Origin of the sequence: Sodalis sp. RH15, assembly GCF_047324255.1 — a bacterium.
Taxonomy (GTDB): domain Bacteria; phylum Pseudomonadota; class Gammaproteobacteria; order Enterobacterales; family Enterobacteriaceae; genus Acerihabitans; species Acerihabitans ligni.
On record NZ_CP178738.1, the window covers coordinates 1,004,265 to 1,016,971 of the forward strand.

Below are 12,707 nucleotides of genomic sequence, written 5' to 3' on the forward strand. Positions count from 1 at the left end.
TCAGGGTAATGAACGCCCGGCCTTAAGGGCCGGGTAGGGTGGCTGTAAGTCTAATAGCCATGGTTTTAATTTCAGTTGGTAGGGGCGACTACTCAAGGGGAGAATATTGCAAAAAGTGCAATTTTTACTACACTATTTGCAGATAATTCTTCTAATATGCTGGAATTTTTAAATGAAAGTTAAGGGAATGAATGAAGGTTTCTTTGTTTTATTGTTAGTAATCAGTACTATTGCTTTTATTCTTGTTCTTAAGGCTTATTACTCCGCAATTCTTTGGGCCGCAATCCTTGCCCTGCTTTTTTATCCTATAAAAACAAAGATAAGAGAAAAACTCAAAGACAAAAATGGACTGGCCTCTTTTATAACTATTATTTTTATTTGCCTCATTGTTTTCATACCTCTTTCATTAATAACAACCTCGCTTGCAATTGAATGCAATGATTTATATAACGCAGTTCAACATAACCAGATACCGTTTGCCACCATTTTCAACGGCGCCCTGGAGCACCTTCCCAAAAGAATGCAGGAATACATTTCCGTACACGATTTGAGCAATATCACGACGCTGCAACACAAATTATCCGATGTATTTATGCGGGGGAGTCAAACGCTCGCCAACAGTGTGCTTTTGATCGGCGAGAGTACTTTTAGTTTCACGGTCAGCTTTGGCATTATGTTATATCTGATGTTTTTCTTTTTGAAAGATGGATCTCATCTTGTTAAATTGATCCTCGACTCGCTCCCTTTATCCAGATATATCAAACACCATCTGTTTGTAAAATTCGCCGCCGTAGCAAAAGCAACGGTAAAAGGGACTGTTATTGTCGCTCTTGTCCAAGGCGCTTTAGGCGCCATGGCGTTTTATATCGTGGGCGTTAAAGGGGTTATGCTTTGGGGCGCGCTGATGGCATTCCTTTCGCTCATTCCCGCTATTGGTTCAGCCATCATCTGGGCGCCCGTTGCTATCTATTTCTTCTTTGCCGGCGTTGTCTGGAAGGGCTTCTTTTTAGTGGTATTTTTCGTCGTCATTATTGGTTTGGTGGACAATATCCTCAGGCCGCTGCTCGTGGGTAAAGACACTAAATTGCCTGACTATGTGGTGCTTATCTCTACCCTTGGCGGCATGGCATTCTTCGGCCTTAATGGATTTATCATCGGCCCGCTGATTGCCTCCCTTTTTATCGCTTGTTGGAATTTACTCTCCGGCAGAGATCATCGGGGGAATGTGGTAGAGATAGATGAAGATATTATAACTGAAGCACAAGAAAGCGAAAATCTCATGGTACAGCAAGCAATAGATAAACTTGATAAAATCGAGAAAAGCGAAAGCATAGACAAGCCTTAAGGTTATTTTTGGTCTATATGACCAGACACCATCCCTGCCAACGGCCTTGCATCTTGGTTTTCAAACGTGTCCATAGGGCATCTTTGCTTCCAAAACATGTTCAACATGTATAGCATCATGCATTATATGAGTTTCTATATAATGGTTGATGCCGAGGTCTAGCTATATGAATTTGTACATGTTTTATCTGGGCGGCAATGCAGGCAAGTCTAATATCGAAGTTCACGACGTGCAGTTTGCCGCAGTGGAAACGCCTGAACAGGCCTGGCCGCTTTTGCGTGAAGCCTGGTATGGCGACAAAGACAAGATTCATCTTGACGGCTATACGATCATAAAGTGGACCGACGGCTATGATGTCACGTTGTCCACCGAACCCTATCAGGGCAAACAGAAGCTCTTTTTCGTTAATGCCGGCGGATACCGGCCGGATACCCTGGCGGAATTGCATGAGTTCGATCTGTTTGTGGCCGAGGATGCCGATGCCGCCAAAAGCCGGGCGCTAAAGACGCTGTTGCTCGGGACCGACCAGCAGCACAAGGATAACCTGAAGGACGTTGATGACTGCCTGCTATTGGATAAGGTGGGGGGATTTTATCTGCATCTTCATGAGAACCCCAATGGCGAGCCGGCGAAGCCTGCCTGGCAAGGTTATTTGCCCATCGGGGAATGATGGGCGCCTGCCGGAACCAGGCGCGCCGGCGGTGATGGTTTATTTATCTGATAGGCTATTGGCTGCTTTTTCAATGAGCGCGGCGACCTTGCCTGGCTGCGAAATATACACGGCGTGGCTGCCTTTAACTTCCACAACCTGGCTTTTGGCCCTGCTCGCCATGAAGCGTTCCAGATCGGGGTTGATGGATCGGTCTTGGGTGGCGACCAGTGTCCAGCTAGGTTTGGTCTTCCATGCGGGCTGCCCCGCTGGCGTGCCGAAAATGGCCGCGGCGGGCATTACCTGGGAACGGGCCATGAAACCGGCCTGGCTGGCGGATATATCGGCTGCGAAATCAGCATGATAAACCTTGGGGTCAAGATACAGGAAATGGTCGGGAGTAGCGGTAATGCCCTTGCTGGCCTGGGGAATTCTTCCCGCCAGGGCGCCCAGTGTTTCCCCTTTTTCCGGCTGGAAGGCGGCAATATAAACCAGCCCCGCCACCTGCGGATCCTGGCCCGCTTCGCTGATGATAAACCCGCCGTAGCTATGGCCTACCAGCAGCGTTTTACCCTGCTGTTGATGAATGACACGCTGGGTGGCGGCCACATCGTCAGCCAATGAGGTTTCCGGTTCTTGAACCAGCGAAACGTTGTAGCCTTTCTTATCCAGGATCCTAGTGACCGCCTGCCAGCCAGATGCATCGGCAAACGCGCCGTGCACCAGTACGATATTTTTTACCGGCTGGGCCTGTACCGCGCCTTGGGCCGAAAGTGAAAGCACGATGCCGGCAGCTAGCATACTCAGTGATCTTTTAAACATGATAAATCTCCTAAACAGGTAAATGGGTTGAAAACAGGCCTTGCCCGCTCGCGGTGTATCGTCTTCATTGCAAAGCATGATGATAATTGTTTATCGCGATAAGTATTGCTGCGATAGATAATGATGAAAGCATCGGAGCGTGTCAAGCGATTTGTTATTGCGATAGATAAAATCTGGATTTGTTGCTATGCTGATCGTCGACCTATCCATCTGGCATCATGCAAAACAACCCTGGAGTCTGAAGTGACAAAGCCGCCGCGCCTGGAAGACCAGCTGTGTTATTCGATTTATTCAACCGCGTTGGCCATCAAAAGGCTTTATAAACCGATGCTGGATGCCATGGGCGTCACCTATCCGCAGTTTTTGGTGTTAAATGTGTTATGGGAGCAGGGGGAGCAGCCTATCGGCGCCATTGGCGAAAAGCTGGCGCTGGAAACCAGCACCCTGACGCCGTTGTTAAAACGCCTGGAAAACGAAGGATTTATTCAGCGGCTCCGCAACGTTCATGATGAGCGCCAGGTCATGATAACCTTGACCGATAAGGGCGCCGCCGTGCATGACAAGTCCGCTTGCCTGTCTATGACGCTGTTGTCCAGTTCACACCTGGAGTTGGGGCAGTTGCAGCGTTTGAATAAAGAGATCATCGCACTGCGTGATAACATCATTCAAAAGGTGTAAGCGAGTGATTAATCCGGTCTCCATTGCGTCAATCATTATTTATGCGGACAAGAGCGCATAATCAACCCGGCACGATGTCTTTTATTGGTGTTTTCTGTGGTATTCTTAACGCATACAATGGAGGCCATATGAAAAGATTCTTTAAGAAAAAAAAAGAAAGTGATGATTATTCACCTGAAAAGGTTAGGCGTCTTGCTGAAGAAGTAATGCAGGCCCTCGCAGACCAAAAAATTATTTCTGGTCTTATTGATATCGATATTGTCAACCATCCTGAAAGGTGGCCTAAGATACCTAATAAGTCACGCGATGATTTCAATGATATTATGTGGAGTAATTTATCAATAAGGGAGCGATTTAAGATTCACTGCCGCGCAGGGTTCACTGTGTGCCATGCCTTCATTCGCAAGTGGGTTTTCAATGATAGGAAGATGGCAGAGTCGATTGAGCACAAAAAGATACTACAAGCGGTGTTTCTAAAAATTCTTAAGCAAAATAATAGTTATTATGATTAATATAATCCTGATAAGGTAGGCTTATTTTGCATAGACGAAAGATATCATTAGGTTTAAATTCCCCTCCAAAGCAATATGTGTATAATTCGCTGATCATTAGAGAAGATAAGCATGAACAGATACTGGCGTATGCACTTTATAAAGTTTATAAAAACAAAGTTATTAAACAAGCTCGGCACGAACTATGGAGTGGACCCCAACTCGCGTTACAGCTTAAAAATCTGCATGATTCGGTGATTCAACAGGAGGGCATGCGGCAACACTTCTATCAGCAGGCAAGGGAAATGTCTGAGAAATTCATTAACGAGACGAAGGAAAGAATCAAAAGAGATGCTGTGTATGAATATCAGGAAAAGGTTGCGCAGTACCGGAGAATAATCACGCCACCCTGGGTGAAATTTGTCAAATGGCTTGGCGTTGGTTTATCAGGGCTTATCGCTTCAGTTGTTGTGATTGTCATGCTTACCGGCTTCAGCGCGCTATTTCTTGGCAAGGAGGGCAGGACGCAGATTGCGGTGGCAGCGGGAAAAACAATCTTTAAAATCCTGAACTCAGATATTCCCGTAGCGGATCATCTAAATGTCGATAAGCACAAATAAAATCTCGTTGCTGCTTTTTTCTAGCCGGGGGCTGTACTCCTCCCCTCTCGTTATAGGTCTGCATGGGCATAAATAGACTGCTGCGTTAGGTCACTGCGTTAATTCGATATCAGTTTTGATTGATCGGGCAGGCGGCACCAGCATTTCCAACTGCTGCTGTTTCTCTATAAGGGTATATAACAGCAATTCCCTGATGTTTTCATCTTCGATTTTATAGGCGGCAAAGGCCAGCGCCTGGCATTGGCACTGCACGTCGTCAAAGCACTTTTTGGAGGTATCAAGAAGGTTTTCCATGGTAATCACCTGATAAAGGCGAGGTGCAGCGTAGATGTTCCATAAGAGGCAGGAAAACAGATACGGTGACCTCAGTTGCGAGTACCACCGCACAAAAATTTATCAATGGCGGTGGCCCAAATCGGGTTCTCACAACCGGGGCTTACTGTTTCTCGGCCAGCTCTAAAGCTGCCCGACCTGAGCCACCATTGATATTACAACAAGTTTTGACTTGCTGTTCAATGATTACTTAGAAGACGACATAATACAACCAGCATATTATGCCGCCGTAAGCCAACCAGGGAGTGAGAGTCCCTACATTAAAATATTAATGCCGGGCTATAATAACGGAGTTATTTTAAGAATGGCAAGAGAAAATAATAAAAATATTACTTGCTATGTTAATATAATCAATAGCTTATATAAATTTTCTGGATGAGGAGGTTTATATTTATACATTAATTTATTTTCACATAAATATTTTTATCTTTATTGATTGGCGGCATTTTAGTCATAGGTAAACTTAGGTAAATATTCGTTGGATCTGCAATTAATGATGTGATTACATCGTTAATTTATGTGACTGCCTTATTTTTATAGAGGTAGAACTGGGCTTTATCCGCGAATAAAAAAATGAGTTAATGCGATCTCTTACGCAAATACCCAATTTTAAGGAACAATTTGTTTTTTGATAAATTTCTCCTGATTCATAATTGACTTAAATTACGAAGGTGGGTATTATACCCACCATGGAAGACAAGGATGTCAGATGACCAGCGGAGAACTGATCAAGGGTTTGCAAGATGACGGGTGGAATATCAGGAAGATGGGTCCGAGAAAAACCAAAGGGAGTCACGTTACGCTGACCAAGCCTGGGTGGTTCCATATCATTACTCTCCCTCATCCGCGCAAGGATGTATCAAAAGGGCTCATCAAGCAGGTACAGCGGATATCCGGTATCGCATTTATCTGACAACGTGGTGGGAGAGGTTTTATAGGAGGGTGTAATGATTTATCCGATTTTTATCTTTAGAAACGATCATGGTTTCGACGGTTACTTCCCCGGCATTGAGGGCTGTTTTTTCGCCAGTGATACCTTGGCAGGCGTAAGCAAAGATGCAGAAGAAGCGTTTGCGGTGCATATTGAGGCTTTGATTGAAGAAGGGCATCCACTTCCGCCACCGCCTAAGGATGTGCAATGTTATCTGGGGGATGCCAGATTGGCCGAGGAGAACGGCATAGTGGGATTTGTGGACATCGATCCGACGAAATATGAGCGTAAGGCGGTGAAATTCAATCTTACCATGCCGCAGAATCTGCTCACGGCCATTGACCGGTATATTACCACCAGCCGCCATTATAAAAATCGCAGCCAATTCCTGTCTGAACTGGCCAGAGAGAAAATTGCCCATTAATGGCATGCTCATTCCAACGGGGGATGCATGAGTGAATTAACCGGTAAAGTCGCCCTGGTCACCGGCGGTTCCAGGGGGATTGGCCGCGATGCCGCCCTTGCATTGGCCAAAGCGGGCTGCCAGGTTGCGATCAGCTATCTTCAGGCCGACGAGCAGGCCCGGCAGGTGGTGGATGAAATACATCACAACGGCGGCCAGGCAATCGCCTTCAAAGGCGATATCAGCTCACCGGAGCAGGTGAACCGGATCGTGCTGCAAACCCGCGGGGCCTTCGGTGAAATTGACATTCTGGTGAATAACGCCGGTATTGCCAAAGTCAAGGACTGGCAGGATATCACCCCGGACGATTGGGGGGCGGTGCTGGCGGCTAACCTCACCTCGTCATTTTTGATGTCCCACGCGGTATTGCCCGCCATGCAGCGGCGCGGCTGGGGCAGGGTGATTATGATCTCATCCATGGCGGCCCAAACCGGCGGGGTGATAGGGCCCCATTACGCCGCCAGCAAAGCCGGGCAGTTGGGATTGATGCACAGCTATGCCAATCTGATGGCGGGTAAGGGCGTGACGGTGAACGCCATCGCGCCGGCATTGATTGAAACCGACATGATCAAAAACAACCCGAAGATCACGCCGGATCTTTTGCCGGTAAAACGCTTCGGCAAAACGGAAGAGGTGACGGCAGTGCTGATGATGCTGCTTAACAATGGCTACATCACCGGACAAACCATCAATGTCAACGGCGGCTGGTATATGAGCTGAATATCGGCGCGAGTCGGCGGTATCTCCCCACCCTCGTATAGCAATTAGATATACACTAAGCTATTATAGGCGTATAGCAATCCGCTATACGGGGTAAAAGAGTGATGAGATTAGCGAAAACAATTGCCAAAGAAACGCCCATCAATATCAGGGCCAAGTCGTCACAGCGGGAACTTATTGATATGGCAGCCAGCCTGTTGTCAAAATCCCGCACGGAGTTTGTCCTTGATGCGGCATGCCGTGCGGCGGAGGAGGTGTTGTTGGATCAACGTCTGTTTATGATTGATGAAGAGCGATTCAGCGCATTCATTAACGCCCTTGAAAAGCCTGTTTCCGCCAATGAAAGATTACATGCACTGCTCGATAGGAAATCGCCGTGGGAATAGCTGTACCAGAATTGCTTGCTCTGAAGCATATTACCGGAGATTTCCATTGTTCAGACCCCTCATTGGATGAATGGCTTAAACGTAAAGCGCTGAAAAACCAAACCAGTGGCGCATCCCGGACCTTTATCATCCGCGAATCGGACTCTAAGCAGGTCATCGGTTTTTACGCATTGGCAACGGGCAGTGTACAGCGACAAATCGTGTCTGGAGCGTTAAGGCGTAACATGCCCGAGCCTATACCCGTTCTGGTTTTGGGGCGTCTGGCGGTAGATGAACGTCACCATGGGCTCGGTCTGGGCGTCGGATTGCTGAAAGACGCCGTTTTACGCTCCCGGCAAGTCGCTGAGCAGGTTGGCACCAAAGCGTTGTTGGTTCATGCATTATCTGATAATGCCCATGCTTTTTACCGGCATTGGGGATTTATCCCCTCAGAAATACAGCCAAGCACATTACTCCTACCCTTATGGTGATTAACCCTCTGTTGGCGAGCTAGAATTTTCTCTCATCCCGGTAGGGCAGGTCGCCACGGCTTAGCCCGATATCCCGTAATTGACTCTCGTTCAACGACATCAATGCCCTACGATCGCGCCTGCGAGCCCGCCAGTGTTGATAGCGGCGAAATAACGCAACCCACCATGGAGGGCGTTTTACGGCGATGTGCAATAGTTTTGCGTCGCTGCCGGTGTTGAAGTCACTCTTTTGCATTGCATTTTTCATGGCCGTTGTCCTTCTGGAACGCTTGGCAACAGCATGAAGCTTTTAAACAAAAGAGAGTAGATTCAATCCATTAGTGCTTTGACATATACAGATGGCGCAACCATGACACAATGTGCTATTTATAGGGGTAATCTGTACTCTTTTTTCCGGTCTTTTACCCTTGCCGGATGCGAAGTGATATCTGCTTATGGCTATAACGCGTTACCAAAATCTGGCTTCCATACTGAGTCAGCGTATTGAACAAGGTCTTTATCCTGCCGGTGTCCGCCTGCCGTCCATCCGGGTACTGAGCAAGGAACACGGGGTCAGCATTACCACCGTGCAACAGGCCTATCGGGAGCTGGAAGATCAGCAACTGGTGGAAGCGCGCCCCAAATCCGGCTATTTCGTGTCGCCGTTGAAAACCCGCCCCGAACTGCCCGCGGTGTGTTCTATGTCTCAGTGCTCCCTGTCGATTCCGCAGTGGGATCAGGTGCTGGAGATGGTGGGCCCCCTTAAGGAGGGCGAAATAACGTTTGTGTCGGCCGCCCCCGATGTCAGCGTCAGCAGCCTGAGGCCGTTAACCCGGGCGTTAAGCCATTTGAGCCAGCGGCACGATCTGCGCACCCTGAGTTATGATGATGTCAGGGGGTCTCTCGAGCTGCGTGAGCAAATCGCCCGGCTGCTTATTGACAGCGGCAGCCATATGGATGCCGGAAATATCATGATTACCAATGGATGCCGTGAAGCGCTGTCCATTGCCGTACGCTGCGTCTGCGCGCCGGGAGATATCGTTGCGGTGGAGAGCCCGAGTTTTCACGGCAGCTTACAGCTTCTGCACGGGCTGGGCATGAAAGTGCTGGAAATCCCCACCGACCCGGTGAACGGCATCAGCGTCGAAGCGTTGGAACTGGCGCTGGATCAATGGCCGGTCAAGGCCATTATGGTGACCCCCACCGCGCATAATCCGTTGGGTTATAATATGCCCCTCGAGCGCCGGCAAGCGCTGTTAAAGCTGGCTCAACATTATGATGTGGCCATCGTGGAAGACGATGTCTACGGGGAACTCTCATTCGGCTATCCCCGGCCCGCCACGATAACCTCCATGGATGATGAAGGCCGGGTGTTGTTATGCAGCTCTTTTTCCAAAACGCTGGCGCCGGGCCTGCGGGTGGGCTGGATAGCGCCGGGCAGTTATATGAATCGCGCCGTCCACATGAAATACACCGGTTCGGGCTCAACCGCCAGCCTGACGCAGCTGGCCATTGTGGAGTTTATCAAACAGGGCCATTACCATAAGCATGTCCGCCGTATGCGAGGTCAGTATCAGCGTAATCTTGATATCATGACCGGCTGGATAACGAAATATTTCCCCTGCGGCACGCGTATCAGCCGCCCCCAGGGAGGATGTTTGCTGTGGATCGAGCTTGATCAGGGCATCGACACTCAACAGTTGAACGCCCTGTTGGCGGAGCACAACATCAGTATAGCCGTCGGTGCGGTGTTCTCTACCGCCGGAAAATTCCACAGTTGCATGCGGATAAATTATGCGCAGCCTTTAACCGCCGACATTGAAAATGCCATACGGCAGATCGGCGTTGTCATACATCAGCTGTTAAGCCGTTCCGGTTTCGGGAATAGTGTTAAGTAATCGTTAACGCCGGTAAATCTTTGTCAAATAGCAGTTTTTAAGATATTTCGTGATCCATATAGTCCCTATATTAACTATTATTAATGCATTACTGGCTATACAAGCAGTTTGTCATGGAGATCATGAATATGAAAAAAACAACATTGGCGATAGTGATGACGCTGATTGCTACCAGCTCCTGCCTGCCCATTGCGTCCTTCGCCGACGACCATGGCGGACAAGACCAGCAGTGGCATCAAAAAGGCCATGAAGCACAACGGGGCCACGAGGGACCGCAGGGCCATGCCAGCCCGCAACGTGGTGACTTCCGTGGCCGTGAACGGGATCATTTTGCCGCCAACGGCCATGATTTCCGCCGCGGACGCCCATTGCCGCCCCAATATCGCAACGATCACTACCGTGTGCATGATTGGCGTCAACGCGGCCTGTATGAGCCGCCCCGGGGCGAAGAGTGGGCTTACGTGAACGGTAACTATGTGTTAGTGGCCGTGGCGACGGGAATAATCACTTCCATTCTTATCGGTAACGCCTTAAACAACTAATTTTTCGCGATGCTGATGGCGGACTCGTTATCAACGCCGCTGCAATAACCTTAGCCGATGCCCTGTGCATCGGCTTTTTGTTGTCGTTTTCCGCCTCAAATCCACTCCTCAGCACTTTCAGCGCCAACCCTCCTTTGCAAAAGAATCATATTATTCATTTACACAAAGTATAAAATTATTCATAATAAATAAACTGAAATAAACGATACTACCGGAGAGCACGATGTCTTCAAAGGATACACTTGAGTTTCATGTCCCTGAGCTGGAGCTGACCTTCAGAGCAAAACTACTGACCGATGACAATCCTGACGTGGTTCGGCAAGTGTTGGCGCAGCTGCCCCTGCACAGCATGCTGGGCCATGTGGTTATTTCCGGCGAAGCCGTATGGATGCCCACCCGCATTGTGCATCTTGGCCGCAGCAATATGGTGCCGCGCTCTCCTGGAGCGGTGTATCTCTACGCGCCCGGGCAATCGATTTGCCTGACCTACGGCCGTATTACCGAAAGCGCGAAAGTGAATAAATTCGGCGAGGTCTTTGCGGAGGATCTGCCCGCGCTGCAGCGGCTTGGCGCTCACGTTTGGGAACATACCGTTGCGCAACCCCGGCGCAATACCGTTGAAATCATTGTGAGGAAGGCCGCCTGATGTCTAGCATCACGAAATTTGAAGGTCACTGGCGTGACGCAAAAGCCATTATCGAGAAAGAAATTGATCGCGTCTGGCTGCATGAACCCGAAGAAATCCAGAAAATTCGCTGGGGCATTATCGACAGCGGCGCCGGCAGCGGTGAACAGTCCTTTTCGGTATTGGTGCATCTTGAGGCCTATTTGATGCTGGTGGGCGCTGACGTGATGTATCGTTTCCTGAAAATATCCCAATACGACGATATGCAGTTGCCTACCCTCAATCGTATTACCCGCGAATTTTTAACGGCAACCTTTAACGTATTTGAATTCATGACCGATCTCGGCCTGACCAATATGCATGCCATGGGACAAATGTATTCCGACGCATTGGATACGCTGGCCACCAAGGAAGAATACGTTGAGCTTACCGGCGCAATGATGACCTATGTAATTCGCATGCATCGCTGGATCCATTATATATTTCCGTGGAATCTAGGCGTGGCTTTCCCGCACCGCAAGCCGGAGGAGCTGTTCGCCATGGCGAAGGTTTTGCCGGTTATTTAAATAGCCTTATATACCCGTCATACTTCAAGTCGCAGGGGTGTTGGCTTGCCAGTAACTCGAATTATTTAGGGTATAAATCAGTATATTGTAAGTTGGCGTCCAATAAATGTGGTAAACGAAGGGTCGCAGTCCGGTAGCGGTAGATACTAATTTTGTATAGACTGCAGGCTGAAATATAGGGTGATAAGCATGGCTGAAAGTGAATTCGTCGACCACTTCGACACTCTTCCCACAGGAATCACAATGGCTGACAGTGAGTTTAACAAAGACCTCAACATTCCTGATATGCCAGGCGTTACCGCTATCAGCACGCAAAACGAGCGGCAAGCCATTTATGCCGAGCTTGAGCGGCGTGCCCAGGGCCAGCGTCTCACGCCGGCACAGCGGCGGATTGCCCAATGCCTGATTGAAAACAGCAATGAAATCGGCTTTCTTTCCAGTCTCGAGCTGGCAAAGCTTGCCAATGTCAGCCAGCCCTCTGTGACCCGATTCGCCACCTCTCTGGGTTTTGGCGGCTATCTTGAGATGCGCAGACATCTTCGTTCCGGTCTAAGCGTCACCGAAGCCCGGTCGGAAACCCTGGCCAATCGCTATCAGGCGGCGGCGCAAGCGGAAATGCACAACCTTGAAGAGCTGGGGAAAATGCTTGCCGATGAGAGCCTGATTGATTCCTTCGGCGAGGCCCTTGCTTCATCCCGGCCGCTGGCCGTCCTCGGGCTGCGGGCGTCAAGCGGCCTGGCGGCGCAATTTTCCTACTTCGCCTCGAAGGTGCATCCCGATGTCCGTCTGCTGACCGGCGGCGGTTCCATCAATGAAGATCTGCTTGAGCAGGTAAAAGCCGCCGGCGGTAAAACCTTGCTGGCCTTCATGATGCCGTTGTATCCACGGGAAACGGTGCGGGCCCTGGAGTTTGCCCGGGAAATCGGTATATCCGTGGCCCTGGTGGCGGATGCCGGTTTGGCGGATTACTCCCGTTGGTCGGACAGGCTGCTGCAGGTGCCTATCAATACCAGCCTGGTGTTTGATTCCTATTCCGCCCCTGCCGTCATTGTGTCGGTGCTGCTGGACGCCATGTGTAATCATATGAAAAACGAGGCGGAAAGACGCCTGGATCATCTTGATCACTCTTCGCGCAAACGCAAGGTATTTACCGGCTGATATCAAGCCGACTGACTTTTTAAATTCAGCC

Annotated in this window: 18 protein-coding genes; 15 read left to right on the forward strand and 3 right to left on the reverse strand. The window is 49.3% G+C overall.

Annotated elements, in window-relative coordinates:
- Positions 1–172: 172 nt before the first annotated feature.
- Positions 173–1,345 carry an AI-2E family transporter gene (locus ACL2XO_RS04675; protein ID WP_413742247.1) on the forward strand — a complete coding sequence of 391 codons (1,173 nt, stop codon included), beginning with the start codon at positions 173–175 and terminating at the stop codon, positions 1,343–1,345.
- A gap of 166 nt (positions 1,346–1,511) precedes the next feature.
- A complete protein-coding gene (locus tag ACL2XO_RS04680; RefSeq protein WP_132923519.1) occupies positions 1,512–2,015 on the forward strand; it encodes a DUF1543 domain-containing protein in 504 nt (167 codons plus the stop codon).
- Positions 2,016–2,054: 39 nt separating this feature from the next.
- Here the strand turns inward: ACL2XO_RS04680 and ACL2XO_RS04685 are convergent, their stop codons facing one another.
- Positions 2,055–2,816, reverse strand: coding sequence for an alpha/beta hydrolase (locus tag ACL2XO_RS04685; RefSeq protein WP_413742248.1), 762 nt, complete (start codon positions 2,814–2,816; stop codon positions 2,055–2,057).
- 243 nt (positions 2,817–3,059) lie between these two features.
- Here ACL2XO_RS04685 and ACL2XO_RS04690 point away from each other — a divergent pair, with 243 nt between their 5' ends.
- The 3 genes from ACL2XO_RS04690 (at position 3,060) to ACL2XO_RS04700 (ending at position 4,605) form a co-directional block, all read left to right on the forward strand.
- Complete coding sequence (locus ACL2XO_RS04690) at positions 3,060–3,494, forward strand: MarR family winged helix-turn-helix transcriptional regulator (RefSeq protein WP_203522882.1); 435 nt, start codon at positions 3,060–3,062, stop codon at positions 3,492–3,494.
- Positions 3,495–3,622: 128 nt separating this feature from the next.
- Positions 3,623–4,006 carry a hypothetical protein gene (locus ACL2XO_RS04695; protein ID WP_413742249.1) on the forward strand — a complete coding sequence of 128 codons (384 nt, stop codon included), beginning with the start codon at positions 3,623–3,625 and terminating at the stop codon, positions 4,004–4,006.
- 77 nt (positions 4,007–4,083) lie between these two features.
- A complete protein-coding gene (locus ACL2XO_RS04700; RefSeq protein ID WP_413742250.1) occupies positions 4,084–4,605 on the forward strand; it encodes a hypothetical protein in 522 nt (173 codons plus the stop codon).
- Between the two features lie 90 nt (positions 4,606–4,695).
- Here the strand turns inward: ACL2XO_RS04700 and ACL2XO_RS04705 are convergent, their stop codons facing one another.
- The gene (locus ACL2XO_RS04705; protein ID WP_413742251.1) at positions 4,696–4,899 is read right to left on the reverse strand and encodes a hypothetical protein; all 204 of its coding nucleotides are present in this window, start codon (positions 4,897–4,899) and stop codon (positions 4,696–4,698) included.
- Positions 4,900–5,647: 748 nt separating this feature from the next.
- Between ACL2XO_RS04705 and ACL2XO_RS04710 the strand changes: the two genes are divergently transcribed.
- From ACL2XO_RS04710 to ACL2XO_RS04730, 5 genes are all read left to right on the forward strand, one after another.
- Positions 5,648–5,851, forward strand: coding sequence for a type II toxin-antitoxin system HicA family toxin (locus ACL2XO_RS04710; protein WP_413742252.1), 204 nt, complete (start codon positions 5,648–5,650; stop codon positions 5,849–5,851).
- Positions 5,852–5,885: 34 nt separating this feature from the next.
- Positions 5,886–6,293, forward strand: a complete 408-nt coding sequence (locus tag ACL2XO_RS04715; protein WP_132923513.1) for a type II toxin-antitoxin system HicB family antitoxin — start codon at positions 5,886–5,888, stop codon at positions 6,291–6,293.
- 27 nt (positions 6,294–6,320) lie between these two features.
- Positions 6,321–7,052, forward strand: coding sequence for an SDR family NAD(P)-dependent oxidoreductase (locus ACL2XO_RS04720; protein WP_413742253.1), 732 nt, complete (start codon positions 6,321–6,323; stop codon positions 7,050–7,052).
- Between the two features lie 104 nt (positions 7,053–7,156).
- Positions 7,157–7,438, forward strand: a complete 282-nt coding sequence (locus ACL2XO_RS04725) for a DUF1778 domain-containing protein (protein ID WP_413742254.1) — start codon at positions 7,157–7,159, stop codon at positions 7,436–7,438.
- Entirely contained in the window at positions 7,429–7,908 is a 480-nt protein-coding gene (locus tag ACL2XO_RS04730) for a GNAT family N-acetyltransferase (RefSeq protein ID WP_413742255.1), read from the forward strand. Before ACL2XO_RS04725 ends, ACL2XO_RS04730 begins: the two co-directional genes overlap by 10 nt.
- A gap of 19 nt (positions 7,909–7,927) precedes the next feature.
- On the opposite strand, the gene ACL2XO_RS04735 is transcribed toward ACL2XO_RS04730, so the two are convergent.
- Positions 7,928–8,155, reverse strand: a complete 228-nt coding sequence (locus ACL2XO_RS04735) for a DUF1127 domain-containing protein (protein WP_413726521.1) — start codon at positions 8,153–8,155, stop codon at positions 7,928–7,930.
- Positions 8,156–8,348: 193 nt separating this feature from the next.
- Here ACL2XO_RS04735 and ACL2XO_RS04740 point away from each other — a divergent pair, with 193 nt between their 5' ends.
- The 5 genes from ACL2XO_RS04740 (at position 8,349) to ACL2XO_RS04760 (ending at position 12,676) form a co-directional block, all read left to right on the forward strand.
- Complete coding sequence (locus ACL2XO_RS04740; RefSeq protein ID WP_413743030.1) at positions 8,349–9,785, forward strand: PLP-dependent aminotransferase family protein; 1,437 nt, start codon at positions 8,349–8,351, stop codon at positions 9,783–9,785.
- Positions 9,786–9,913: 128 nt separating this feature from the next.
- Complete coding sequence (locus ACL2XO_RS04745; protein WP_132923508.1) at positions 9,914–10,327, forward strand: RcnB family protein; 414 nt, start codon at positions 9,914–9,916, stop codon at positions 10,325–10,327.
- A 223-nt stretch (positions 10,328–10,550) separates the two neighbouring features.
- The gene (locus ACL2XO_RS04750; RefSeq protein WP_132923507.1) at positions 10,551–10,973 is read left to right on the forward strand and encodes a DUF3830 family protein; all 423 of its coding nucleotides are present in this window, start codon (positions 10,551–10,553) and stop codon (positions 10,971–10,973) included.
- Entirely contained in the window at positions 10,973–11,518 is a 546-nt protein-coding gene (locus tag ACL2XO_RS04755; protein ID WP_413726522.1) for a hypothetical protein, read from the forward strand. The genes ACL2XO_RS04750 and ACL2XO_RS04755 overlap by 1 nt, the downstream gene beginning before the upstream one ends.
- A 243-nt stretch (positions 11,519–11,761) precedes the next feature.
- A complete protein-coding gene (locus ACL2XO_RS04760) occupies positions 11,762–12,676 on the forward strand; it encodes a MurR/RpiR family transcriptional regulator (RefSeq protein WP_207917856.1) in 915 nt (304 codons plus the stop codon).
- The last annotated feature ends 31 nt before the right edge of the window (positions 12,677–12,707 follow it).